The sequence below is a fragment of the Rickettsia endosymbiont of Lasioglossum villosulum genome (assembly GCF_964026455.1).
Classification (GTDB): Bacteria; Pseudomonadota; Alphaproteobacteria; order Rickettsiales; family Rickettsiaceae; genus Rickettsia.
Map to the genome: position 1 here is coordinate 427578 of NZ_OZ032152.1, position 23454 is coordinate 451031.

Genomic DNA, 23454 nt, shown 5'->3' on the forward strand with positions numbered 1-23454 from the left:
CTATGGGGAAAATAGTAAACTTAGCAAAACTATGCCAAGAGTTTTTTGGAGAGACAGCCAATAATTTATCCATTACAACAGGATTTATTAAGAGACAACGAAAAATAACTGGTTCAGCTTTTCTAAAAGCTATAGTGTTTGGTAATATGAGCGATAGTAATTGTAGTCTTGATGGAATGCGTAACTTTTTAAGTGAAGAAACTATAGATATTTCTGCCCAAGGCTTAGACTTTAGGTTTACTGAGGTAGCAGTAAAATTTATGCAGTCAATGTATGAACAATGCTTGAAATTATTTAGAAATACTATGCCGCTTGATTGCAACATTTTGCAGCAATTTAATAGCGTTAAATTATTGGATAGTAGCCATATTATTCTACCTGCCAATATGGCGGATATGTATAAGGGTTGCAGTGCTTGCTATAAGGGGCGTAGTAGTACAGTGCAATCTTCTCTTAAATTACAGGTAGTATTTGATTATTTAAATCAATCGTTAGATAAAGTCGATATAACAGAAGGTATAAGGGCTGATCAAGGATATAGAGAACATTTATCAAACATATCTACTAAGGACTTATTAATATCTGATTTAGGTTATTTTGTCCCAGCTTCATTTATTCAAATTATCGAACTTGGTGCATATTTTATTAGTCGTTATAAAGCAGATACTAATATATATGACCATATCACTGAGGAAAAAATTGATTTATTAAACTTATTAGATAATAAATTCTTTTTATCAAAAGATGTACTTTTAGGTAAACAAGCAAAAGTTAAGCTACGGATTATATGTCATAAATTGACTGATGAACAGGCTATTGGTAGAAGAAGGAAGGCTAATTTATTAGCTAAGTCTCATAAATATAAATCTTCTTCAAGAAACCAGAGATTACTAGATTGGTCAATATTTATCACTAATATATCAGAGGATATGGTTAATGCTGAGCATATAATGATAATTTATCGAGCAAGATGGCAAATTGAATTATTATTTAAATTATATAAAAGTCATGCAAAAATTGAGAATCTTAAAGGGAGAAGTAAACCTGCAAGAGTTTTGTGTGAATTATATGGTAAATTATGTAGTGTGCTTATTTTTCATGGATTATCGAATTGTGTAGAATTAGCAAATGATAGAGAAATTAGTTTAACCAAAGCATTTATTGAACTACAGAAAAGGTCAAGAGAATTATTCCTGTCTATTACTGGACGTCTTAATGATTTAGAGCAGTTCCTTAAGAAATTAATTATAGATTGGGGGAAATTTTCTTTGAAAGATAAATATCGTAAAACCAGATTATCTTCCTTAAATACACTAAAATTATTAACAATTATGGCTTAACTTGATGCGTATGCTTATTTGGACAGAGCCCCTATTAACTCAAAAATTTATAAATCGAATCTTACCGTAATTGTTCCTGAGTGTGTGCTATATTTCTTGTGCATGTAGTAGTTGTAATCAAACTGTAATTTAATATTATTATTTTGAGCTATTACTCCGGCACCTATGTTATACCCTAGTCTTGAATTTCTTGTCATATCTACTTTTTTGATCTCTTTAGGAATATCCTGGTTACTTGTAAATGTAGCTGTTATTGCCTTATGACTTGCAAAAAAATTTCTTTCTATACTGCCTTGTAATGATGGAATTAGTTTAAGATGCGAATTAATATCTGTAGAATTTAATATTATCTTACTGCCTATAGTACAGTTGAACACCTTTCTAGATTTCCTTGAAATCTTTAACAAATAATCATATGCTCCTTGTTCCTTGTATAAATTATTCAGCATATTATAATATTTTAGACTAATGTTCGGAACTAATTGCATACCACTTGTAAAATTGTGATAATAGCTTAAATTACCTTCAATGCCCATACCACGAATATAGGATTTACCATGTCTCTGGGCATTGATTACATTTTTGATATTGCTACCTGATAGTGAACCAATTAATTGTAGAGAAACGTTTCTATCTAAATCTTTTTGGTAATAAGCACTGACCATGTGTGAATTAATACGGCTTTTGCCTAGTGTTTCACTAAATCGTAAGTATGAATGAATATTGCCGTAGGCAATGCCTAATATATAGCTATCATTAAATGATATTTCTCCTCCTAGTATTATGGCTAGCATTCTTCCTGTGTAAGATGATATGCTGCTACCACTGTCTTGTTTACTAATAGCGTAACCACTATTATCCCAAATACTAAAACCTCTATTCTGCTCATCGCCCCCTGATATTGGTTGTGATTTACCATTTAATCCTATTAATCTGTTTTGGATTATTTGATTAAATATCTTTAACGCTAACATTACCTCATTATTACTTGCTCTGAACTGACTGATGCGGTCTAATATCCTGCTGCTTGGTTCTTTTAATTCATCTTTTAGATTAAGATCCTCAATGTTATTATTCCTATCAGATGATTCTAAGTTTTGATTACTGTTGTAACTACTATTTGGAGTATTATGATTAGTCTGATTACCACCACTACCATCTACTGCATCTAGTTCATCTTTTAGGTTAAGACCCTCAATATCATTATTTCTATCAGATGGTTCTAAGTTTTGGTTACTGTTGTAACTACTATTTGGAGTATTATGATTAGTCTGATTACCACCACTACCATCTACTGCATCTAGTTCATCTTTTAGGTTAAGACCCTCAATATCATTATTTCTATCAGATGGTTCTAAGTTTTGGTTACTGTTGTAACTACTATTTGGAGTATTATGATTAGTCTGATTACCACCACTACCATCTACTGCATCTAGTTCATCTTTTAGGTTAAGACCCTCAATATCATTATTTCTATCAGATGGTTCTAAGTTTTGGTTACTGTTGTAACTACTATTTGGAGTATTATGATTAGTCTGATTAGCGCCACTACTTACTGCATCCAATTCTAGGTTACAATCATTAAAAATATTAATTCCATTGTCTGATGATAAGTCTAAGGATGAGGTTAAAGCATCTAAATTATCTGATCTACTAGATTGAGATTTTTTAGGAGTTGAAGTAACAATATGACCTTCATCAAAATTACTATGTTTTGATATCATATCATCGATTTTTTTTAATTCTTTCTCTAATAATTCGGTTGAAGATTCATCAGAGCTTATAAGGCTTTGTTGGGATTTTTCATATAGTTTTTTTCTATTATTTAATTTTCTTAGTTCTGAATCTTCATATTCAATATCTTCCAACTCTTCTTTCCTTTTTTCTATAGCATGATTGATTGATCGTATTTTGTTATTAATGTTCTCCAGATGTGATATCCTATAATCTCTACGATCGTTTGACGTCTTTATTAAATCTTGCTTTTTTTCCAAAAGTTCTATTATTCCATTATGATCACTAAGGATATTTGTTGGGAGTGTATTGGAAGCAGCTATAACATTATTGCCAATGAATATTATAGTAATACTATAATTTGTGTATCTAAAAAATAGATATATTATTTTTTTGAGCATAAGTGTATTTAGAGCTTTTAAGGATTATTGTGGCTCAAGGGTTAATGTTTGTGTTTTATTTTGAGTATTAGGTTTAACAGTTTAGTAAGTTTTAAATTCACAGTAGCACCATCATATATACGCGAGCATCTGTAATGCGTAAACTACTTGCTTTTATGCATGCCATTATTAAAAATAATTCTTGCTGGACACCTAATTTTTGTTAATTCTTATTGACTTGCATTATAGATGCTCGCGTTTTAAAGATTTTACAACATGTAAACTTTTATCTGGACTATTATCTCATAGCAATAATTTAATACAAAATTATAGCTTATTGAAAATATAATGCACTATTAAAAAGCATCATAAAAAATTTTATAATTATGAATACTAAAGAAAAAGCTAAAGTACTTAGCTGTTTTGATGTAGCTAATTATTTTTTAGTATTAGTTGATAGAGAAGCAGGGGATAGTATAACCCATGTATGGACCTTCCCAATAAGGCAAGAAAAAAATAACACTTAATAGCAAAAAAGCAAATGCAGTCATGTATTCGACTTATAGTTAACAAATTAACTAATTTAAATTAGCAAATTTATCCTATTGCCCTGATGGAATTCGCTGGCTTACACACTATATACTTATCAGTTTTTCGGCTTCTAAAGAGCCGTTGGGTTATTCAGTTTTTTTGTAAGCTAAGTTTGTCTTATTTACCACCATTATCATTTTCTTTCGCATATTCTAGATCGGAATTTCATTAATATTTATAAAAATTTATATTTTCTATAAATTATTTTTGTTATTTATTATATTACTCATTTATTTAGTTACACATTTTACTTTCTAAGTAATCATTACCTGAACTTAGTACAGCAAATACTACTCTTGCTAATTTGTTAGCCACAGCCACTACCGTTTTATTATGACCATTTCGTTCAATTAAATTAAACATCCATGCTGTAAACTTACTATAAATTTTCTTGGACTTTTCTTCTTTAGATATAAATCTTATCTTAGCATTAAGTACTGCTCTACTACCTTGGATTAATAGGGTACGTAAATATACATCACCTCGTTTACTAATGCCTAATAATTTTTCTTTACCTCCACTAGAATGCTGTCTTGGGACTAGTCCTAACCATGCTGATAATTGCCTACCATTCTTAAAATTTCTTGCATTGCCTATTGAGGCTACTAAGGCAGTAGCAGTAATTAAACCAATACCAGCTATGGCCATTAATTGTTGACATTGTACCAAGTTCATAGCTATTACTTTTAGTCGTTTTTCTAATTCTTTTATTTTTTTATCATTCTCTACAAATTCTTCTTTTAATTCATAAAATGTTTGGTAACTTAATGAACTCAATTTCCCCTCATCTAAAATTTCAGTTAATTTCACTACAACATTATTAATACCTTGTGGAATAATAAAACCAAATTCATTTAACAATCCTCGAATTTCATTAGCTAGTGCAGTGCGATTTCTTACTAATCTTTCTCTAACACGGTGAATTGATAAAACATCTTGTTGTTCTATTGTCTTAATTGGTACAAATCTCATGTTAGGCCTTGCCACAGCTTCACATATTGCTTCAGCATCTGCCTGATCGTTTTTATTAGTCTTAACATATGGTTTTACAAATTGTGGTGCCATTAATTTTACTTCATGACCTAGTTTTATTAATTCTCTAGCCCAATAATTTGCTCCTCCACATGCCTCTATTCCTACTAAACATTTTGGTGTATTGACCATAAAACTTAATAGCTGATCTCTCATTAATTTTTTCTTTAACACTGTCTTACCATTTTTATCTACACCATGAATTTAGCTGGTAGAGCGATTAGTTTCCTGAATCGCCCCCCATTTAGAACCGCATCATGCCCTATTAAGGCAATGGGCTCAAGATATTATCCTTCACACGGTCTTCATTTATAAGATTTGATGTTATATTTTTACTTTTGGTAATGGGTTGCGTTCGATAAACAATTTAAATTTTTCCCAAGTAAACGATTTCCTTTGACTGCGTCGATTTAGCCATTTGAACAATATTCTCACTGCTTGATATACAAAAATACTCACTGCTTTATAATTGAAACTTACTCCATAATATTGGATATGTCCTCTTAACTTGCTGCAAAAGCTTTGCCATATAGTAGGCAGTTTATTATTGCTCTTAATGTCTTTACACCAGTCCTTAACTCTCGTTAGTTTGGTACTTATCCGTTTGCTGCAACTTTTTACCTTAGGTATTACCTTACCTTTTCTAGACTTGCCAAGGTAAAAAGTAAAACCTAGAAAATTAAATGCTTCTTGTTTTATGCCTTGTCTTAAACCTTTCTTTGAAAATCTTACCAACTTGGTCTTTTCCTCATTAAGTTTAAGATTATATTTCTCAAGACGCTTTGTTAAAGCTGTTCTAATTTTCTTTGTTTCCTCTTTATACCTACAACATATCACAGCATCGTCACCATAGCGAAACAATGTTACAGTTCCTTTGCAGTGCTGTTTTACTACTTCCTCAAACCATTGATCTAAAACATAATGAGCGAAGATGTTTGCAAGTATCGGACTGGCACAGATACCTTGCACTATCCCTTCTTCTTGAATAATCAGCTCTCCTTCACATAGTACTCCGGCTTTAAACATGCGAACTATGTTTCTTATCAACTTCTTATCATGAATCTTCTCTTGTAACATTTTCATTAGTATGTTCCTATCAATGGTACCAAAAAAATTGGCTAAGTCTATATCCAGTATGCTCTCAACTTCATTTTTATCAAGATGTTGCCTAAGCTCTCTCAAAGCATCATGACTCCCAATTCCTACTCTGAATCCATAAGAACATTCATAGAATATTGGTTCATAAATACTTTCAAGTGTTTTCTGCATCATCTTTTGACAAATCTTATCTTCAAAATTGCTAATTCCTAAAGTACGGTATTTACCCAGTTTACCTTCTTTTGGTATTTTTACTTCCAAAATGTTACCTGGCTTATAAGCCATATTCTTTAGTTTATTAACTAATTCTTTGATATTTCCTGTGAGCTTCGATCCATACTTAACCTTATTCACTCCATCTACTCCCATTGCTTTATTTGCATCAAGCTCTTGGTAGCAAACTGTAAGTGCTTCTTCATTGAACAAGTGCATGAGATTGTTAAAGACCTTGCCTTTATCCTTTGAAGATAACCATGCTATTCTCTTCAGTTTCGTTTCTGTCTTTGCTTGATATTCTGTTGTTACCATAACATTTCCCTAAAGAGATCGACTCTACCCACGGGCCTTCCCTCCATTAGCATTACCCAACTTCGTCGGTACTATACCCGATCTGACTTCCTATACTTCTTTTCAGCTTCCTCGCTGTTATACTTGTCAGCTAATACTGCCCTTTCAAGCAGGAATTATAGGATCTCCCACGTTCCTAAATAAACTTTTATTACATGCCATGCTCTTAGACCCCAAAGACCCCACCTCCAACTGCCTATTTGTGTTGCCTGTGATGTTGCATTCCTGATTTTTCACTCAGTCTGCGGTCTTATAAATTAAAGTTAACGAGGCTCAATAACTTCAGCCTTTCAGCTTACGGCCTATAATATTTCTGTCTACGCTTAACTGGTTTTGTTACCAAAACCAATCCAAGACTCGATACATAGTGTGCTAGGTCAACACTTCTATGACTGCTCCTTCCTCAGCTAGTTTATTTACGCTTCGTGGCGCACGAAAAATTCTCTTTGCAATATCTATGCCAATTGTGGTAACTTCCATTTTAGCCTCCTGATTTTTTTAATAATTTAATATTAATTATAGAAGATTAGCTTCCGCTTTTCATTCTTTATATCGGGAGGTCCATTCCATTAGTTAAAGCTGCAGAAATTAATATATTTTGTTCAAGGCATTAATCTTGCTTTATTTGATAAAGTGTTGTTTGAAGAAGAGATCAAGGCTTGGAAACATGGGTCGGTAGTACCGGCTTTACGCTCAATATTTGGCAGCTTTAGAGATAATGTAATTCCTTTGCCCAGAGAAATAGACTTTGCTATTTATGACTTAGCAACAAAAAAATTACTTCACAAAGTATATTCTTTTTATGGTGAACATTCAGCTGCTTATTTACGTCATTTAACACATAAACATTCTATTTGGTATGAAGCTATAGAGAATGCAGATAATACTATTACTAAAGAACAGATACAGGAATTTTTTAAAGCTAATATAATAAATGATATTAAAGATTATATTTTATCAACTACTAAAGCAGATATTGTACAAATAGAAAATGCTGAAGATGGGTGGTGGATGAATTATGATAGTGGCGTACCTGCTGAAGATATTACAGAATACCTTTTGAAGGTAAAGAAGAAAAAAGAAGGTAATAAAAGTTGAAAGTCATTTGGTCTGATGAAGCCCTAGAGCAGTTACAATTCTGGAAACGTACTAACTCTAAAATAAGTAATTAGAATTAATGGTTAATTTAAATTAGCTTTATTATTAAAAAGGAATTGAACCGGCACATTTTCACTATTTTCTACAAGAAAACGATAATATTGTTTTGCTACATCCACAGCATCATAACTACAGCAGGACTGAATAGCAAGTTTTAAACATTCTAATTTTAACTCTACATCACTTCTAAACATACACAACTCACCCATAATTTATTTCATTAATATTAGCAAAATTACTGCTAGTTATCAACAAATTCATGGATAGAGCTATAGATTCTATCTCCAGATATCCACAGTTTTAGATGAATTACAACTTTTTTTGTGATGGCTTAAAACTCCACTGGCAATGTAAAAATTAGGATGTTAATGTCATGACTAGCAAAACTTATCTATTAATGGAAATATCACTTAATTAATATGAATAATAATTGTGCTAATCAAAGATTATATTGGTCACTCTCTACTCCCCTAAAATATATGGGTTTAAGCTTAGATGAGTGGTTTGTTATCTTACTTGGTATAGTACCTGGAATAGTGTTACTAAATAGCGGACATGCTAAGCTTGGGATGATATGTATTATAGCTGGAGTTGTACTTTGTTATGCATTTAAGAAGTTTAAGAAACTATCGGAGTATTTTGTACTTAAGAGTTATTTAGTTGCTAAGAAATGGCTATATGCTCCTACTTCTTATCCTAATTTGCTTGGTAAAAAAATAGGTAAGTAATGGATCATTTATTTAAGCAAAGCTCTATTCAGCAGCTAGTTAAATATAATAAGAGATTATTGCTTATCACATTGCTGCTTGCGTTTACGAGTCTTCTTGGGATGATTAAAACAGTTAGCACGGAAGAAAAATGGTTATTAATTCCGGCAATGGAGCCAGATAGAAGAATGATAGTATCATCCAAAAGCTATCATGAGACCTATCTTAAAGAATGGGCAGTTTTTGTAATGAAAGAATTATTTACTACTTCGTCTGAGGAGGTGGAGAGACAAATAGCTGATATGAAAGTAGTATCTAGTAATACAGAGCAATTGGATAAATTTTTTAAGGAACATTTAAATTTTGTTAAGGGCTCTAATATTTCATCGGTATTTTTTCCTAAAAAAGTAAAAGTCATTGAGGATGGAGTATTAATTAACGGAACATTTCGTTATTGGTTTTCCGAAAATAAGCATATAGCAGCTGATAAAACTTATTTGTTAACCTACAAGCGAGGAGCAAATCATTTATTATTACTTACAGGTATTAAGGAAGAAGAGGCAAATAAGCAATGAAAAGTTTGAAGTCAGAGTTACAGATATTAGTAGTTTGCGTTGGAATAATGCTTGCAAGCTTTAGTAGTAATGCTTATGGGATAAGCTATATGTTACATGCTGATTCTTTGTTAGAGCTGCAAATAGCCAAAGATGCTCCAACTAGGATTAATATCGAAGGAGAAAAAATTAATGATATCTTTATTCATCCGCAGGAAGCTGCAGAAGTAGTAGTACATGATTCAGGCTGTTTATTTATTTTACCGCAGCAAGATAACAGTAAACTTTACCTAACTCTAATTGGAGAAAATGGTACGACCCAAGATTTAATCTTGAATTTTACTAAAACTAAACCAGCTCCTATTAGACTCATTAAGTTTGATTTAGAAAAAGAAGTAACAAAGTTAACTAATAATAAGGAAGATAAGCATCATGAATGTAAAAAACAAAGATGTAATAGAAAAAGAAAATAATAAACAGTATTTAAGAATAATATATCCTTTATTGCCGGTATTGTTAATTTTTTGTGTAAATGTAATACTATCTGAAGTTGCTTTAGGAGAAACATTAGAAGGACAGTTAGATCGCATTGGTGGGCTCTCTACTGGTAAACTTAAAACTATCGGGATATCAGGAGCAACGATTTTATCATCAATCTGGGCAGTAGTCAGGGGTAATTTAAGACTTGCCGGAGCAATTGTAGCCATTGGTATTATTTTAGGGTTTTATTTAGAGTGGGTCTCTAGTGGGATGAAAATCAGTTAGATAATTAAGATATTGATTAAAAGCAATGGATCAAGATTTCAATAAGCAGGAAGAAATAAAAGGTAAAGTAGAGAATCATACATTACCATCTGCATTTAGTAAAAGATTATCAGGACTCATAGAGATAATTAAAAACAGACCATTAGTTACTTTAGCTTGCATAGGAGTAATAATGGTTTTGGTATTTTATGGATTTTCAGAAAGTGAGGTAAAAGCTTCCCGAGGTTTACAAGAAGATAGACAATCAAGGGAAATATCAGGAATAGAAAAGGCCATAGATCCAAGGGCAAAATGGACTGCAGAAATATTAAATGAAGTTAAAAACATGCAGAACCATTTAGAGAAGCTAATAGAGAATAAATATTTAGAAACTAAAACTAAAATTGATGATTTTAGTCAAAAGTTAGAATCATTAGAGAAGCCTCATGAAGAAACTATATTATATGATGGCAATGATTTTAATAATAATCAAAAAATAGAAGATTTACTAGATAATAACCTTGAGCAAAGCATTGTTGCTGCTCCTACTGCTCCAGTAAAAAGATTACTTGGCTATGTAAAAAGAGCTGACTTAAGGATAAAAAAAGACGTTAAAGATTATATTACTACCGGCAGCTTTGCACGAGGGGTGCTGCTTACTGGAGTAGTAGTTGGAACCGGCACTAATAACTCAGCATCTCCTGAGCCAATAATGATAAGGCTTGTTGATACAGCTATTTTTTCTAAAGGATATAAAACGGAGCAAATCAAAGAAGCAATTTTAATTGGTTCTTGCAGCGGGGATATTTCATCAGAGCGGGCTAAATGTCGTTTGGAGACGGTATCTTTACTAAATAGTAATGGAGAGATAATTGAAAAACCGGTAGAAGGTTGGTTAATAGGAGAAGATGGTAGACCTGGAATTAAAGGGATAGTTGTTGATAGATCATCAGATATAGCAAGAATGGCGGTGCTTAACGGCGTACTTGGCGGGATAGCACAATTTTTCCAGAACCAGGCAAGCAATAGCATATTTCCGGTGTCACCGATTACCGGGCAACAAAATGCTTTAAAAGCTCAGGATTCTTTGAAAGCTGGTGTTTATGCCGGCACTGGTAATGCTTTAGAAAAGCTTGCTGATTTTGCAATTAAACGAGCAGAAAGTATGAGTCCAGTGATTGTTGTAGCTTCAGGTAGAGTAATAGATGTAGTATTTAGAAAAGGTTTTGATTTAAGAGAGAATAAAGAGGCTGATAAAGTAGATAGATTACTGCCGCCAACTACTACTGATTATTCGCAAAATAGCACAAATTATAGTAATGATCAAAATTATTCTGGGAATAAAGTGACAAGTTTTTCTAAGGCAAAAACTAAATTGCAAGAACATTTTATCAAGGATAATGGGACTGATGAAATGACAGATATTGATTTGCAGTCAGAACAACAATATCCGGGTAATTTTTAATGAATAATAAAATAATTAATCTGCTTTTGTTATTAATGTTAAGTTTTAGCGTTGCTAATTGTAAATTGATGCCATATAGAAACGATTTTGATTGCCCGCTGCCCCAAGGACTAAAATGTAAATCATTATATGAAGTAAATAAAATGGCAGATCTTGATATATTTAATCCAAATAGTAATAATGATAAGCCTAATTTTAAATCGAGATACTCTGCTAGATGCTTTGGAAGGTATAATAATGATATCAGGAATTGATAAAGATTTTGCTCGGGAAAGACTAGCTAAACATTTTGTTTATGAATCATATGATGAGGAGAGTAGCTTGTTTTTTAATAGAGCTTCAGTAGGATTTGTCCTGCTTGGCTGGCCGTTAGTTGGAACAAGCTTGCAAGCTCAAGGAGAGATAGCTGAATTTTTAAAAAGTGATGAGAATTTACCGGCAGGAAGTAGTTTTCAAATATTGATGATTGGCTCTGATCATATAAGAGAATATCTAGATAACTGGCAGTTACATAGAAAAAATACAATCTTTGCTGAGCTTAGCAGTAGAAGAACAAAATTTTTAGAGCAAAAAGCAAAGGAAGAGGGAAATATCAAAGATGTAGTTTTATTAATTTCAGTCACTATTCCGATGCTAACGATTGATATTAATGAGATGATACGAAGAAGAGAAGTACTGCAAGATACATTTAAATCAATTGGGCTTACTACTTATAATGTTGAGGCAACATTGCTATTAAAATTTGTCCGTTTAATATTTGGCTGGAGGGAAGAAGAACATCCTGAACTTAACCCTTATGAAATATTATCTGAGCAGATTTTACCCGGTAATTTTTCTTTATATGAAAAGGAAGATTATGTAAGTCTTAATGATAATCAAATATTTATAAGCTTAGAGACAGGAAAAAGACCTTCTGAGTGGCGTTTATCAGCCATGGATTTATTTTTAGGTAATGAGCTAAGACGAGATGAATATATTAGAGCAAATTTTTTAATTCATTTTGGTTTGCAGATTATACCAAATCAGTTAGTGGCTAAAACATCTGCTATTACCAAAAGAGAAGCTTTAGAGAGAAATATTAATGCCGGGATGGGTAAATTCTTTCCTAATCTGCAACTAGAAGCACAAGATTTAGCAGGGGCAGTAGCGTGCTTGCAAAGCGGTGATAGAGTAGTAAATATCCACTTAAATGTCATTATGTGGGATCAGAAGAATAAAGCCAAAGGGGCAGCATCACAGTTTTGCTCACAGCTGCGAAGAAGTGGCTGGTATTTTGTCCCTTGTAAATATGATCATTTAGCGGTGGTGCTTGCTAGTTTACCTATGCAGTTAGTTGAAGCCATACCAAATTCTTTAGTGGGTAAGTTTAATAGATTCAATAATATATTTAACAAAAAGACTCGGGGAATTGGCGTAGCATTATCAAATCTTGGTAGAGGCATAAGGACTATTGCCTCAGAAAGTAAGGTGTTACTGCCTATCATTGGTGAATGGAAAGGGGATTTAAGCTCTCCTGGAATGTTACTTACCGGTAGAAGAGGACAGATTATGTATTGGTCGCCCTTTGGTTCAGCATTAATTGGCTCAAATTTATATACTGCATCTGCAGCTCCAAATGAAAATTTTAATCTTTGTATAGCAGGAGTACCAGGATCCGGTAAATCAGTGTTTATGCAAGAATTAATGCTATCGGTCTTAGGTACTGGCGGCAGAGTATTTGTTCTTGATTATGGTAGATCATTTAAAAGAACTTGTTTGTTATTAGGTGGTAATTATATTGAATTTGATGTAAAAAATCCGATATCAATTAATCCATTCTCAGAAATTCCAGCAGGCGGCAGTGAAGACTCAATTGAAGCACAGGCAGATTTTCTAGCAAGTTTTCCATCGATTCTAGCTACCATGGCAGCTCCTCAGTATGGCACTAATGATTTGCAGCAACCAATGCTGCAAAAAGCCTTAATAGCTGTTTGGCAAGAAAAAGGAGCAAGAGCTGAGATAACTGATATAGCAGATTGGTTGCTAAAAAGAGAAGAGTCTTACGCACAAGAACTTGGTAATATGTTATTTCCGTTCACCAGAGATGGTCAATATGGCAAGTTTTTTAGTGGTAAGGCAAAATTATCCTTAAGCTCAGATATAGTAGTAATTGAAACTGATCATCTTCGTAGTAGCCCGGCATTACTTGCAGTAATTGTACAAATCATGATTGTGCATATTAACCAAAGCATGGTTAAAGGTGATAGGAAGCGTCCCTTTCTAATCATGATTGATGAAGCATGGAAATTACTATCTGGCAAGAGATCTGGAGAATTTATTGAAGAAGCAGGAAGAATAGCTAGAAAATACAATGGCTCAATTACTCTTGCTACTCAGCAATTAACTGATTACTTCAGGGAAGCAGGATCAGCTGCTGAAAAAGCTTTTGAGAACTCATCACATAAAGTTATTCTTAAGCAAAATCCTGAGAGCTTTAAAGCAATGAGAGCCAACCCCAAACTTGCAGGTTTTGTCGATGAGGACTGGAAGCTAAATTTACTACAATCAATTCATTCGAATCCACCGCATTATAGTGAAGCAGCGATTTATGGACCTAATGTCCATGGAGTTGTAGCAAGATTAATGTTAGATCCATTTACTCTAATGCTAACATCTACTAATGCTAGGGATTATAGGGCTTTAGAAGATAGAATGATTGCGGGAATGAGCGTTACAGATGCCATCAATAATATACTGGAAGAGCGAGGTTTGGTTTAAAGTGATTAAAAAATATGAGAAGGTATTTAGACATAAAAATTATTGTCATCAGCTTTTTTGTTTTATTTTTAGCTATATTGCAAGTCAGTAATGTTAATGCGGATGGTGTTAATAAGCTTGGCAAAAGCAGCAAAATATTAGATTATGGTGTTAGAGGTCATATATTTCCCATTATTGAAGAATCTTTACTAGAGATAATTATGGCGAGGCTCAAAATAGTAAAACAAAATGGAAATTTAGAGAAAATACAGGAAGAATTTCAAAATAGAGCAAAGCAAAAAATCTCTAGACCAACTCCTGTCTTAGCTCTAGCAAAAGCAAATAAAAACCTTAGCTGGTACTATGATCCAAGCTTTATACAAAAGACAGATATAAAAGATCAAGCGGGAAACATCATAGTAAAAGCTGGAACAAGTGTGAATCCTTTAGAAAAAATAAGTTGGGGGGAGCTATTGATATTTATTGATGGAGATGATGAGCAGCAGGTTAAGTGGGCTAAATTACAAATAGGAAGATTAGTACTTACTAAAGGAAACCCTATAGAGCTTGGGCAAGAATTAAACAAGCAAATATTTTTTGATCAAGGGGGTGTGCTTACTACTCGTTTTAAGATAAAAGCTATTCCAGCTATAATAGAGCAAAAAGGGATTTTATTAAAGATTAGTGAAATAAAGATTAATTGAAATATTATAGTATTTGAGTAAAAATTAAGGTGTGAATAAAAACTGATAAAATCCGGAGGTAATCTATGAAGAAATGGCAATTACCAGAAGCAAAGCAAAATTTAGAAAAGATAATAGATCATGTATTACAAGGTAAGGTGCATGCAATAGTAAAATCTAGTGGAGAAGTAGTATATCTAATTGCAGGTGAGAAAAATAATATGATAGCTGAGCAAGCAAAGGTAGGTTGTCAAGCAAATACAGATTTAGTCACTTCTGAAATATACAAGTAATAATGAAGTTAATAATGTTTATTATAATTATTTTGCTTGGTAATTATAGTTATGCATCAATTGGCTGCGTAGGCAGGTTTGTAAATCCAATCACTGATGTTTGCTGGAAATGTTTATTTCCAATTACTATCGGAGGAGTAAAAATTGTATCAAGTTCTATGGCTGATACTAATAACCCAAGGCAAATTGTTTGTTTTTGCCCTAAGCCTTCGATTCCGATGCCAGTTCCTGGTATTCCAATTGGATTCTGGGAGCCGGTAAGACTGGTGGATGTAACTAAATCCCCTATGTGCATGGTAAGTCTTGGAGGCATTAATCTTGGTACTAGCATGCAAAAAGGTGTTAAGGATGATATAGAGGGAAGTAGCTTTTATCATGTTCATTGGTATATATATCCGGTTATTTACTGGCTTGAGATCTTACTTGATTTTGCCTGTTTAGAGATGTCACAAGTAGATATCACATATTTAACTGAATTTGATCCATTATGGGGAGACGATAGCAAAGCTGCCATATTAAATCCTGAAAGTTTATTATTTGGCAGTATTACAGCTCAAAGTGCATGTATAGCTGATTGTGTAAGCTGTAGTTCTGGTAGTCTTTCTAATGATGCGATGTTTTGGTGCGGTGGATGTCAAGGATATCTTTATCCCTTTACCGGTACAACTAGCTCTCATAATGGTGGAGTTGGATCTTCTGCATTAATAGTAGCTAAATTTATGGCTAAGTTACATAGGGAATTGTTACTCTGGGGGTATATGGGAAGAGAAGGATTATGTTCTAAATATCCAATGCCAATAATCAAAAAGAGCCAATATAGACTGCAGATGACTTATCCTATACCAGAGGTGCATTCTTGTAAAAAAATTGGTGAGACTGAAATTATCTGGCAGCAGGGAAGAGAATTTCCTGTTAAAGGTGAAGATTTTGGTTATTCGATCTGGCGTAAACGCAGTTGCTGTTTATTTTAATTTGTAAAATTTTTATAAAATTGAGAAGTATGCAATTTAACCTAAAAACAATAATTTTAACTTGTTTACTAATATTAGGTAGCACAAGTTCTTTGGCACAACCAGAAGTATTGTTACATAATATAGTACAACCTAAATTAGAGACTAAAACATATAATCAAATCTACATTTTTGTTTCATTTTCAATGCCTGATTCAGCATTAAAGAGTTATTATATTGAAGCAGAACAAAAAGGTGTAAGACTTGTAATGCGAGGTTTAAAAAATAATTCATTTGTTGAGACTAAAGCAAAAGCCGATGAAATTGGTATTAGTTTTGATATTGATCCAAATCTATTTGAGAAATATCAAATTACTTCTGTACCGATAGTAGTGATAGATAATAACCAAGGCAAAGTTAAAAAACTAGCAGGTCATATAGGATTAAATGATGCATTGCAGATAATGCAAGAGGAACAAATGTGAGACAAAGTATTCGGGCTGTTGAAAAAGTTATAAAAAGAAGTAGAAAAGAGTTAATCTAAGGAATAAGCTGTATTTTTATGCTTAAATGAAGGTGTAAAGATGCAGGGTTATAAGCTTGATCAAAGTGTGAGATGTAATAGCCTTAGCTTAAGGCACATGATACCTAATGATCATTTATTAGTGAGGATTCATGAAGCTAAAGAATTAGAGTTTTCTTTTATCTATGAAATAACTAAGAATCGTTATTGTGCTAATTACGGACGTCCATCAATTGATCCTGTATTATTTTTTAGGATGCAAATAATAAGTTACTTATATGGTATAAAGTCAAATAGACGATTATGTAAAGAAATTCAGTTAAATATAGCATATAGGTGGTTTTGTGGTTTAAGTTTAGAGGATAAAGTACCGGATCATTCATCATTAAGTAGGATAAGAGATAGATTTGGGGTAGAACTATTTCAAGAAATATTTATAAGCTTGATTAAGCAATGGTATGAACTAGATATTATAAAAGGAGAAACAATTATTTCAGATGCCTCTTTAGTTGAATCTAATGCCTCTATGAATAGCCTAATATTAAGAAAAGATCAAGGTGATTCACAAAAGAGAGAATTAAAAAAATATGAACGTCGTTATCATGATTTCCGAGAAGGGAAAAAAGTAAGGAAAATATCTAATCAAACTCATGTCAGTAGGACAGATCCTGATTGTAGTCTTGTATCAAGAACTAATGGTTATAAAAAGCTATGTTATAAGACCCACTACTCAATTGATTCAGATTCACGTATTATAATAGATTGTTATGTAAGTACAGGATCACAACATGAGTGTATTGTACTTCCAAGTAGAGTTTGGAATATATTAAATAATTTTTCTTTTAGAGTAAAAGAATGGATAGCAGACAAAGGTTATGGTAGAGGTCCAACCTATGGATATTTTAAATTACTTGGAATTACAACTTATATACCTTTACATGTAGATAATCTTGGTGAAGGAAAAATAAGTAGGGGGGAATTTCAATATGATAGAGAACAGGATAGATATAAGTGTCCACAGGGACATTATCTTTATCCGTATGATAAATTAGATAAAAAACAAATAAAACGTTATCGTATTACAGGAGGGCATTGTAAAAATTGCTCTCTAAAATCAGGTTGTATTTCTGATAATTATAGTAATAGAGGACGATTTATTTATCGTAATCCTTATCAGGATGAAATAGATGAGGTAAAGGTCAGACAGAATAGAATTGATTTTAAGAAAAAACTAATTGAGAGAAAGTGGAAAATAGAAGGTCTATTTGGTGAAGCTAAGGAGAATCATGGTTTACGAGGAGCAAAATTTAGAAGTGTACAGAAAACACAGATTCAAATACTGATGATTGCGATAGTACAAAATTTTAAACGGATACTTAAAATTATTTTTTGGTTTTTTTATCTACTGCTATTAAAGATAAAAAAATATTAAAGTATTTGCAACCTTATTGATTTTTTCAACAGCCCGTCTGAAGGTTTATACTATATTCAGCCCAATGTACATTATCACTGATGGGAAAAGTCAGCAATATATTTGCCGTAAATATTGGAAGATATACTAAAACATCACCTGAGCAAAGAATTGCATTTGCATCCGTTAAATCCATTTGGGATGAGAAGCCACTCAAAGACTGCTTGCTGCCTGAAATCTAAAAATATAGCTCTTTTTGACACTATTTTACTTAACTTGACGGCACCCAATCTAATGAATGGCTTCCAAGTAAATCCGGTTCATACTGAGCAACTACTTTACTATAATCACCCACACTATAACCGCCGCCACCTTTTGCAGGATCCATATCTAATGAGGCATCCCAACCGCTTACGTTTCCAAGCCCTTTAGCACCAATGAAATACTTGTTTATTTCTGCTTGATCCTCAACAGTGTTTACTTTGCCGTTTAAATGCTTAGCATACATTGTACATAGACCGGTCATTTTGTAAATTTGTTCAGTGCTTAAGTTAGTCCAAATCTCTTTTAATTGTTTTATTGCACCTTTTCTGTTGCCGTCTGTGTCATTTGCAGCATCGCCTTCAAGAGAAAGTCTAGCACATTCGAAAAGATTAGAGCTTGAACCTTGACCAAATTCCATAGACATACAGTTAACAAGCGATGGCGTAATACCTGCTTCGTATAATTTGTTAAGGAAAATTACACCATTTGCATTAAATCCCATTAACCCAGGAGCACCGTCTACAGGTAAGGTATAAGAGACTTTTAATTCAGGATGTGCTTTAATCACCTCAGTTATTGCTACAATATGTCTATCTAAAGCTTCATTATGGGCTAAGAACCCACCCTCGAAATCAAAATCAATTGCAGTCAAATCATAATTTTTGATAGCTTTTAAATAAATATCTACAATTTGTTTAATGTCTGTTATTGGTCCCTCTATTGGTTCATTTGATGCACCGCCAAAAGATAAAATTATATCACCATTCTTTTCTCTAATACCACTAATATAAGATTTATAATAATCAGAAACAATTACGTCTCCTTCATATTGCTGATTATCATTTCCATCAGACATACTTAGGTTACCGCCCCAACAAGCTTTTACTTCACCTGTATTTTTATCGGTAGCAGCAGTAATAAACCCTAAGAAATATCCTTTTAAATTTGTTGATTCAGCCCATTTATCAATAGGTGGTGTAGGCCAAGCCGTTGCATCAACGAAAGGCGAACCCTTAATATGATTACCTTCTTGCCAAGCTGCAGGACCTTTTAAAGCTTCACCGGTAGAAGCGTAATATAAGCTAGGCACAGAAGTATTATTAGCATAGTCAAACACTGTAATATAAATTTCGTAATTTGTATTAGTAGTTAAGTTTTTTAAAGAAATGCTATTAGTTATAGTAGATGCTTCATGATATTTTGTTTCATTAGTGACTCTATACTTTACTATATATTTATCAACACCTGTATCTTTATCTATACTTGGTGTCCAGTTTAAAGAAAAACTTGTAGGGCCAGAAGAAGTTGTTGTTATATTTTTGACTGGTGTTGGAGGAGTATGATCTTCAGGTATTACTATAGGTTCACCGCTAAAAGTAAAGTCAGTAGGTAATGAAGGATATGTGGAGGTGCTAGAAAAACTAACACCAAAAGTTAAAGTTGTAGAACTTTTAGCTTTTAATAAAGATAAATGCTCTGATAATTTTCCTTTAATTACAGGAGGAGTAAATGTTTGTTGAGCAAAACCTGTGTATGCTCTAATTTCACTACCTGGAGTAATGTTGTGTATTTTATTCACGTCAAAGCTTATTTCAGGAGAATTTACATCCTGATCAGTGTTATTTCTGATTGTAAGCTCTAATGGTATATACCAATCAGCTAAGTCTTTTCCCCATTTTGCTGTAATTATATAAGATAGTGGCATAATAACCTCCTCTAATTTATTAAAAAAAAATTGTTCTTAATATAAAAATAGACTGAATAATAAGCTATCTTTATACTTAATTATAAAAATTGCTGAGAATGAGGTTAACATAAGTATTTATTGTCATATGTGCACTCATCCTTACTTTCAAGCTAGCATATTATCTTTTTTTTTAGATAATTAAATTTATGTTACTGCCATATTTCTGTATCATTGTTGTAAGTCTGCACTGTTACAAATAGAGAGAAGTAGTAATATAGGTTCTGTCACATCTAGCAAAATTATAGAAAATGATAACGACGCTATGCGGGTTTCAAGGCAGAAATTTGGCCATTTTATTACAGATGCGACAGAGTCATCATTGATGCCCTCCTTAAGCTCTTCTATATTTTGATAATCATTAATAAATATTTCAGTGTCCTAAAGAAACGCTCAATAACAATATTGTCAATACTCCTGCCATTACCATTCATTGATATCTGAATATTATTATCTTTGAGAATCTGTATATGATCCATTACTGGTATATTGACTACCTTGATCACTATTAAATATCTGTGGAGCTTGATACTTACTTAATGATTCCTTCAATACATCAGTTACCAAGGTGCCGTCAAGACTTATTTAACCGTTCTTTAATGATCCTATAATGATTTGGGGTCAACTCATCATATCGCCATATAAATACCCCCCCTAAATTCAAATCAATAATTTGATCTAGAAAGTAATTTAAATTCCAGTCTGTCAGCCCTACGGTAGTCAAGGCTAACACAATTTTATCTTGTTCTATGCCATAAGAGATACTTTGTACTAATGCTTGTTTTACATTATTGATAATATCATCTTGATTCCACATTGCAGCAGCGTAACAATAATGCACTAATCTATCGCATTGACCTGATGCGATAATCGCCTTAACTTTGTCGGTAATCTTCTTCCCTTTTTCTGTATTTGGATTGTTATAAGAATAACCTGCAATAAAACCAAAACTAGTTTCTTTATTATTTTTTTTTAGCATTTTCATTGTTTCAATAACAAATGCAGTGTTCATATTACACTCGTCATCAAAATCAACGCCATCCCAACCATTATTAATGGTCGTAGATATAATGCGGGATACATCATTCATACTAGAGGGTTTTTCTTCAGGAGTACATCCACCCCCGCCATAAACCCAAAGTCTTTTACCTGTAAAACAAGGATTATACTCTGGTTTTGGTTCATGTTCTGGACTCCACCCTTGAGAAGTCATGCTTCCTGTTGTTAGTTCCTCAAGATTTGTAACCATACCATACATTATGTAGTCAAATTCATTCAATGGGTAACGAGTTAAAGACATACTCCAACCACCAAGTAATTTACTCATACACACCTTTTTCATTTTTGTTGTGGGCAGTAGTACCAAACAGATAATCCTGAGTACTTAAGTTATCATATTTATGATCTTTAGTCCAATAATAATCCATGTTTATTAATTATAAATGTAAGTGCCTATAAGTAATAGCAAAGCATCCAACCATTTTACTCACATCCGATAGAGATGGCATATATGATATCAGATTACTTATTTAGAACAGATATACTAGTCACTAGTATATTGCATGATACTATAGAGGATACAGAACTTACCAAGGAGAAAATATTACAAGAATTTGGAGAGAATATAGCCAATCAAGTAATGGATTTGACTAGGATTAAGGATAATGGTATAAAGATTAGTTCTGCTGAAATGGTAGAGATGTTATACAAAGAGAAGAAACATGATGTACTGCTAATAAAACTTTTTGATAGGCTACATAATATGCAGACACTAGGGGTAAAATTTCCTGAAAAAATCAGAAAGATTGTAAATGAAACTCTTAAAAAATTTATAACCCTAGGTATTTATTTTGAAGATCAGGTATATGGAGTATTAAATATATCAAACAAAATAGCCGAACTATGCCATCATTATTCACCTATAAAAAAACGTATGTTACAGGATCAAACAATTATATTTAAGGATAATTACCAGCTTCCTTTTCCAACTGCTCAAAATGCGATAATCCATAATTATATCCGCCATATACTGGTATCAAAATAATTAATAATCCCCAATTACCAAAATATTTTATAACATAAATAGTACCGAAAGAGGTTAGTATATATACTATTGCACGTGAAAACGCATATGAAAAGTTACTATAAGTAAATCGTTGAAATATTGGAAAATATTTGAAGAAAATAGGAAATGCTGGTGATTTAGATGGACCAAATATTACAAAAAATAGTTGTAATAACATCACACAAAATGGCGTTGTTAATCCATGCTCTAATATATATGGACAAAATGGAATAAAAATAAGCATAGTCATTATTTTTATTTTTAGTATTTTCAGTGGATATATTCTACGGCTTAAATATGCTATTGATAGCATATTAATCATTGCAGCAATTGATACCAAAAAGTTGTGACTAATAACTTCCTCTGGCGTATAACCGAATTGATTTTTAAGAATATTGCCACAATAAATGAAAGCAAAATAAAAAGTTAATGGCCAACTATAATCTATTAAAAATAAAGCTAAAATGCTTTTTTTGTCAGGTTTTTCAGACCACATAGGGTCATCTTGTAATATTCTGTGATGCGTATCATTATCTTGCAGTATTTTTTTTACTCGTGCTTTTGCATTTGCAAATTCCGGCGTTTCTCTAAGAGCAGTTCTAGCTATCGTTCCTATGAACGCAATTAATGCTCCTATCCAAAACACTATCCTCCAATTGAATGCAAATGAGGTAACAATATATGCCATACATAAAGCGGCGGTACTTCCCACAGCAGCAACAGCATCTATTAATGTTACAACTGAATATTGTGCAGGTGGTTTAGTAATTTCAGTGAGATAAAGTTGTGCTCCCATCAGTTCTCCCATCGAAGACATACCTTGTACAATGCGACATATAGTCATTATCACAGTGGCAGTAATACCTATTTGAGCATATGTAGGGAGAGTAGCCATAATTATACAGGCTATAGACATCATAAAAGTAGTAATAACTACTGTGATTTTACGTCCAATATGATCACCAATCCAACCAAAAATTAATGCTCCAACAGGTCTAAAAACAAAAGTAGAACAAAATGCTGCTGCATAAAGAGCTGTAGTTTCAGGATTAGCTTTTGGGAAAAAAAGTTCATTAATGACCACTGCCATATGCACATAAATCATTAGATCAAAATACTCTAAGAATGTGCCTACAGATAATAAGCCAATAGCTTCCATCCGTTGCCTTACAGTAAGCTCTCTTGCTTCTTGCTGATTTTTTATCATTTTTGCACCTTTCAATTATTATGGATGTACTCCAATATTTGCTATTAATTGGCTCTATTATCATTTCAGCTTTTATTGTTTCTAAAACTATCTTTGTTTTTTCTGATGCACTATATTATTTTGCTTTTTTATAAATATCATTGCATGTTGTATTTATATTTTATTTTATAATTTTACTGCCCAGTTTTTGGGTACCATTATAATATTT

The 23454-nt window shown here is 32.6% G+C and carries 22 protein-coding genes and 2 pseudogenes; 16 read left to right on the forward strand and 8 right to left on the reverse strand.

What is annotated here, in order from left to right; all coding sequences use genetic code 11:
* Positions 1-2: 2 nt before the first annotated feature.
* Entirely contained in the window at positions 3-1340 is a 1338-nt protein-coding gene (locus AAGD49_RS02095) for an IS4 family transposase (protein ID WP_341788944.1), read from the forward strand.
* 47 nt (positions 1341-1387) lie between these two features.
* Here AAGD49_RS02095 and AAGD49_RS02100 read toward each other — a convergent pair whose 3' ends face one another.
* Entirely contained in the window at positions 1388-3475 is a 2088-nt protein-coding gene (locus tag AAGD49_RS02100) for an autotransporter domain-containing protein (protein WP_341788929.1), read from the reverse strand.
* Positions 3476-3840: 365 nt separating this feature from the next.
* On the opposite strand from AAGD49_RS02100, the gene AAGD49_RS02105 reads away from it, so the two are divergent.
* Positions 3841-3981 (forward strand): hypothetical protein, encoded by a 141-nt coding sequence (locus tag AAGD49_RS02105; RefSeq protein ID WP_341788930.1) that lies wholly within the window; start codon positions 3841-3843, stop codon positions 3979-3981.
* Between the two features lie 298 nt (positions 3982-4279).
* On the opposite strand, the gene AAGD49_RS02110 is transcribed toward AAGD49_RS02105, so the two are convergent.
* Positions 4280-5281 carry an IS110 family transposase gene (locus AAGD49_RS02110; protein ID WP_341789202.1) on the reverse strand — a complete coding sequence of 334 codons (1002 nt, stop codon included), beginning with the start codon at positions 5279-5281 and terminating at the stop codon, positions 4280-4282.
* 120 nt (positions 5282-5401) lie between these two features.
* The gene (locus AAGD49_RS02115; RefSeq protein WP_341788931.1) at positions 5402-6703 is read right to left on the reverse strand and encodes a reverse transcriptase domain-containing protein; all 1302 of its coding nucleotides are present in this window, start codon (positions 6701-6703) and stop codon (positions 5402-5404) included.
* A gap of 675 nt (positions 6704-7378) precedes the next feature.
* On the opposite strand from AAGD49_RS02115, the gene AAGD49_RS02120 reads away from it, so the two are divergent.
* The gene (locus AAGD49_RS02120; protein WP_341788932.1) at positions 7379-7840 is read left to right on the forward strand and encodes a hypothetical protein; all 462 of its coding nucleotides are present in this window, start codon (positions 7379-7381) and stop codon (positions 7838-7840) included.
* 83 nt (positions 7841-7923) lie between these two features.
* Here the strand turns inward: AAGD49_RS02120 and AAGD49_RS02125 are convergent, their stop codons facing one another.
* Positions 7924-8109: a hypothetical protein gene (locus AAGD49_RS02125; protein WP_341788933.1), complete on the reverse strand. Its 186-nt coding sequence runs from the start codon at positions 8107-8109 to the stop codon at positions 7924-7926.
* A 210-nt stretch (positions 8110-8319) separates the two neighbouring features.
* Between AAGD49_RS02125 and AAGD49_RS02130 the strand changes: the two genes are divergently transcribed.
* From AAGD49_RS02130 to AAGD49_RS02185, 12 genes are all read left to right on the forward strand, one after another.
* Positions 8320-8628 (forward strand): hypothetical protein, encoded by a 309-nt coding sequence (locus tag AAGD49_RS02130; protein WP_341788934.1) that lies wholly within the window; start codon positions 8320-8322, stop codon positions 8626-8628.
* The gene (locus AAGD49_RS02135) at positions 8628-9182 is read left to right on the forward strand and encodes a TraE/TraK family type IV conjugative transfer system protein (protein WP_341788935.1); all 555 of its coding nucleotides are present in this window, start codon (positions 8628-8630) and stop codon (positions 9180-9182) included. Before AAGD49_RS02130 ends, AAGD49_RS02135 begins: the two co-directional genes overlap by 1 nt.
* Complete coding sequence (locus AAGD49_RS02140) at positions 9179-9634, forward strand: hypothetical protein (protein WP_341788936.1); 456 nt, start codon at positions 9179-9181, stop codon at positions 9632-9634. Before AAGD49_RS02135 ends, AAGD49_RS02140 begins: the two co-directional genes overlap by 4 nt.
* Positions 9594-9926, forward strand: coding sequence for a hypothetical protein (locus tag AAGD49_RS02145; protein WP_045805770.1), 333 nt, complete (start codon positions 9594-9596; stop codon positions 9924-9926). The genes AAGD49_RS02140 and AAGD49_RS02145 overlap by 41 nt, the downstream gene beginning before the upstream one ends.
* Before the next feature lie 25 nt (positions 9927-9951).
* Positions 9952-11370 (forward strand): TraB/VirB10 family protein, encoded by a 1419-nt coding sequence (locus tag AAGD49_RS02150; RefSeq protein ID WP_341788937.1) that lies wholly within the window; start codon positions 9952-9954, stop codon positions 11368-11370.
* On the forward strand, positions 11370-11624 hold the full coding sequence (locus AAGD49_RS02155) for a conjugal transfer protein TraV (RefSeq protein WP_341788938.1): 255 nt from the start codon (positions 11370-11372) through the stop codon (positions 11622-11624). Before AAGD49_RS02150 ends, AAGD49_RS02155 begins: the two co-directional genes overlap by 1 nt.
* Positions 11608-14127 carry a TraC family protein gene (locus AAGD49_RS02160; RefSeq protein ID WP_341788939.1) on the forward strand — a complete coding sequence of 840 codons (2520 nt, stop codon included), beginning with the start codon at positions 11608-11610 and terminating at the stop codon, positions 14125-14127. Before AAGD49_RS02155 ends, AAGD49_RS02160 begins: the two co-directional genes overlap by 17 nt.
* Positions 14128-14141: 14 nt before the next feature.
* The gene (gene traW / locus AAGD49_RS02165; protein ID WP_341788940.1) at positions 14142-14810 is read left to right on the forward strand and encodes a type-F conjugative transfer system protein TraW; all 669 of its coding nucleotides are present in this window, start codon (positions 14142-14144) and stop codon (positions 14808-14810) included.
* Between the two features lie 65 nt (positions 14811-14875).
* Positions 14876-15082, forward strand: a complete 207-nt coding sequence (locus AAGD49_RS02170; protein WP_266234656.1) for a type II toxin-antitoxin system prevent-host-death family antitoxin — start codon at positions 14876-14878, stop codon at positions 15080-15082.
* Between the two features lie 2 nt (positions 15083-15084).
* The gene (gene traU, locus AAGD49_RS02175; RefSeq protein ID WP_341788941.1) at positions 15085-16053 is read left to right on the forward strand and encodes a conjugal transfer pilus assembly protein TraU; all 969 of its coding nucleotides are present in this window, start codon (positions 15085-15087) and stop codon (positions 16051-16053) included.
* Between the two features lie 29 nt (positions 16054-16082).
* Positions 16083-16517, forward strand: coding sequence for a type-F conjugative transfer system pilin assembly protein TrbC (gene trbC, locus AAGD49_RS02180; protein WP_341788942.1), 435 nt, complete (start codon positions 16083-16085; stop codon positions 16515-16517).
* A 156-nt stretch (positions 16518-16673) separates the two neighbouring features.
* Positions 16674-17987 (forward strand): transposase, encoded by a 1314-nt coding sequence (locus AAGD49_RS02185; RefSeq protein ID WP_172686766.1) that lies wholly within the window; start codon positions 16674-16676, stop codon positions 17985-17987.
* Between the two features lie 250 nt (positions 17988-18237).
* Here AAGD49_RS02185 and AAGD49_RS02190 read toward each other — a convergent pair whose 3' ends face one another.
* The 3 genes and pseudogenes from AAGD49_RS02190 to AAGD49_RS02200 all read right to left on the reverse strand — a co-directional run bounded on the left by AAGD49_RS02190 (position 18238) and on the right by AAGD49_RS02200 (position 21316).
* Positions 18238-19935 carry a fibronectin type III domain-containing protein gene (locus AAGD49_RS02190; RefSeq protein ID WP_341788945.1) on the reverse strand — a complete coding sequence of 566 codons (1698 nt, stop codon included), beginning with the start codon at positions 19933-19935 and terminating at the stop codon, positions 18238-18240.
* A gap of 407 nt (positions 19936-20342) precedes the next feature.
* A pseudogene (locus AAGD49_RS02195) lies at positions 20343-20556 on the reverse strand (DDE-type integrase/transposase/recombinase); the annotation flags it as partial.
* The gene (locus AAGD49_RS02200; protein ID WP_341788946.1) at positions 20549-21316 is read right to left on the reverse strand and encodes a hypothetical protein; all 768 of its coding nucleotides are present in this window, start codon (positions 21314-21316) and stop codon (positions 20549-20551) included. The pseudogene AAGD49_RS02195 and the gene AAGD49_RS02200, both read right to left, overlap by 8 nt.
* Before the next feature lie 123 nt (positions 21317-21439).
* Here AAGD49_RS02200 and AAGD49_RS02205 point away from each other — a divergent pair.
* A pseudogene (locus tag AAGD49_RS02205) lies at positions 21440-22018 on the forward strand (HD domain-containing protein); the annotation flags it as partial.
* Here AAGD49_RS02205 and AAGD49_RS02210 read toward each other — a convergent pair.
* Positions 21933-23246 (reverse strand): MFS transporter, encoded by a 1314-nt coding sequence (locus AAGD49_RS02210; protein ID WP_341788947.1) that lies wholly within the window; start codon positions 23244-23246, stop codon positions 21933-21935. The pseudogene AAGD49_RS02205 and the gene AAGD49_RS02210 overlap by 86 nt on opposite strands.
* Between the last annotated feature and the right edge of the window lie 208 nt (positions 23247-23454).

Bases quoted from the DNA above. Each gene is read 5' to 3' on its own strand.
- AAGD49_RS02095 (WP_341788944.1), top strand. From the start codon at position 3: ATGGGGAAAATAGTAAACTTAGCAAAACTATGCCAAGAGTTTTTTGGA.
- AAGD49_RS02100 (WP_341788929.1), bottom strand. From the start codon at position 3,475: ATGCTCAAAAAAATAATATATCTATTTTTTAGATACACAAATTATAGT.
- AAGD49_RS02105 (WP_341788930.1), top strand. From the start codon at position 3,841: ATGAATACTAAAGAAAAAGCTAAAGTACTTAGCTGTTTTGATGTAGCT.
- AAGD49_RS02115 (WP_341788931.1), bottom strand. From the start codon at position 6,703: ATGGTAACAACAGAATATCAAGCAAAGACAGAAACGAAACTGAAGAGA.
- AAGD49_RS02125 (WP_341788933.1), bottom strand. From the start codon at position 8,109: ATGGGTGAGTTGTGTATGTTTAGAAGTGATGTAGAGTTAAAATTAGAA.
- AAGD49_RS02130 (WP_341788934.1), top strand. From the start codon at position 8,320: ATGAATAATAATTGTGCTAATCAAAGATTATATTGGTCACTCTCTACT.
- AAGD49_RS02135 (WP_341788935.1), top strand. From the start codon at position 8,628: ATGGATCATTTATTTAAGCAAAGCTCTATTCAGCAGCTAGTTAAATAT.
- AAGD49_RS02140 (WP_341788936.1), top strand. From the start codon at position 9,179: ATGAAAAGTTTGAAGTCAGAGTTACAGATATTAGTAGTTTGCGTTGGA.
- AAGD49_RS02145 (WP_045805770.1), top strand. From the start codon at position 9,594: ATGAATGTAAAAAACAAAGATGTAATAGAAAAAGAAAATAATAAACAG.
- AAGD49_RS02150 (WP_341788937.1), top strand. From the start codon at position 9,952: ATGGATCAAGATTTCAATAAGCAGGAAGAAATAAAAGGTAAAGTAGAG.
- AAGD49_RS02155 (WP_341788938.1), top strand. From the start codon at position 11,370: ATGAATAATAAAATAATTAATCTGCTTTTGTTATTAATGTTAAGTTTT.
- AAGD49_RS02160 (WP_341788939.1), top strand. From the start codon at position 11,608: ATGATATCAGGAATTGATAAAGATTTTGCTCGGGAAAGACTAGCTAAA.
- traW (WP_341788940.1), top strand. From the start codon at position 14,142: ATGAGAAGGTATTTAGACATAAAAATTATTGTCATCAGCTTTTTTGTT.
- AAGD49_RS02170 (WP_266234656.1), top strand. From the start codon at position 14,876: ATGAAGAAATGGCAATTACCAGAAGCAAAGCAAAATTTAGAAAAGATA.
- traU (WP_341788941.1), top strand. From the start codon at position 15,085: ATGAAGTTAATAATGTTTATTATAATTATTTTGCTTGGTAATTATAGT.
- trbC (WP_341788942.1), top strand. From the start codon at position 16,083: ATGCAATTTAACCTAAAAACAATAATTTTAACTTGTTTACTAATATTA.
- AAGD49_RS02185 (WP_172686766.1), top strand. From the start codon at position 16,674: ATGATACCTAATGATCATTTATTAGTGAGGATTCATGAAGCTAAAGAA.
- AAGD49_RS02190 (WP_341788945.1), bottom strand. From the start codon at position 19,935: ATGCCACTATCTTATATAATTACAGCAAAATGGGGAAAAGACTTAGCT.
- AAGD49_RS02200 (WP_341788946.1), bottom strand. From the start codon at position 21,316: ATGAAAAAGGTGTGTATGAGTAAATTACTTGGTGGTTGGAGTATGTCT.
- AAGD49_RS02210 (WP_341788947.1), bottom strand. From the start codon at position 23,246: ATGATAAAAAATCAGCAAGAAGCAAGAGAGCTTACTGTAAGGCAACGG.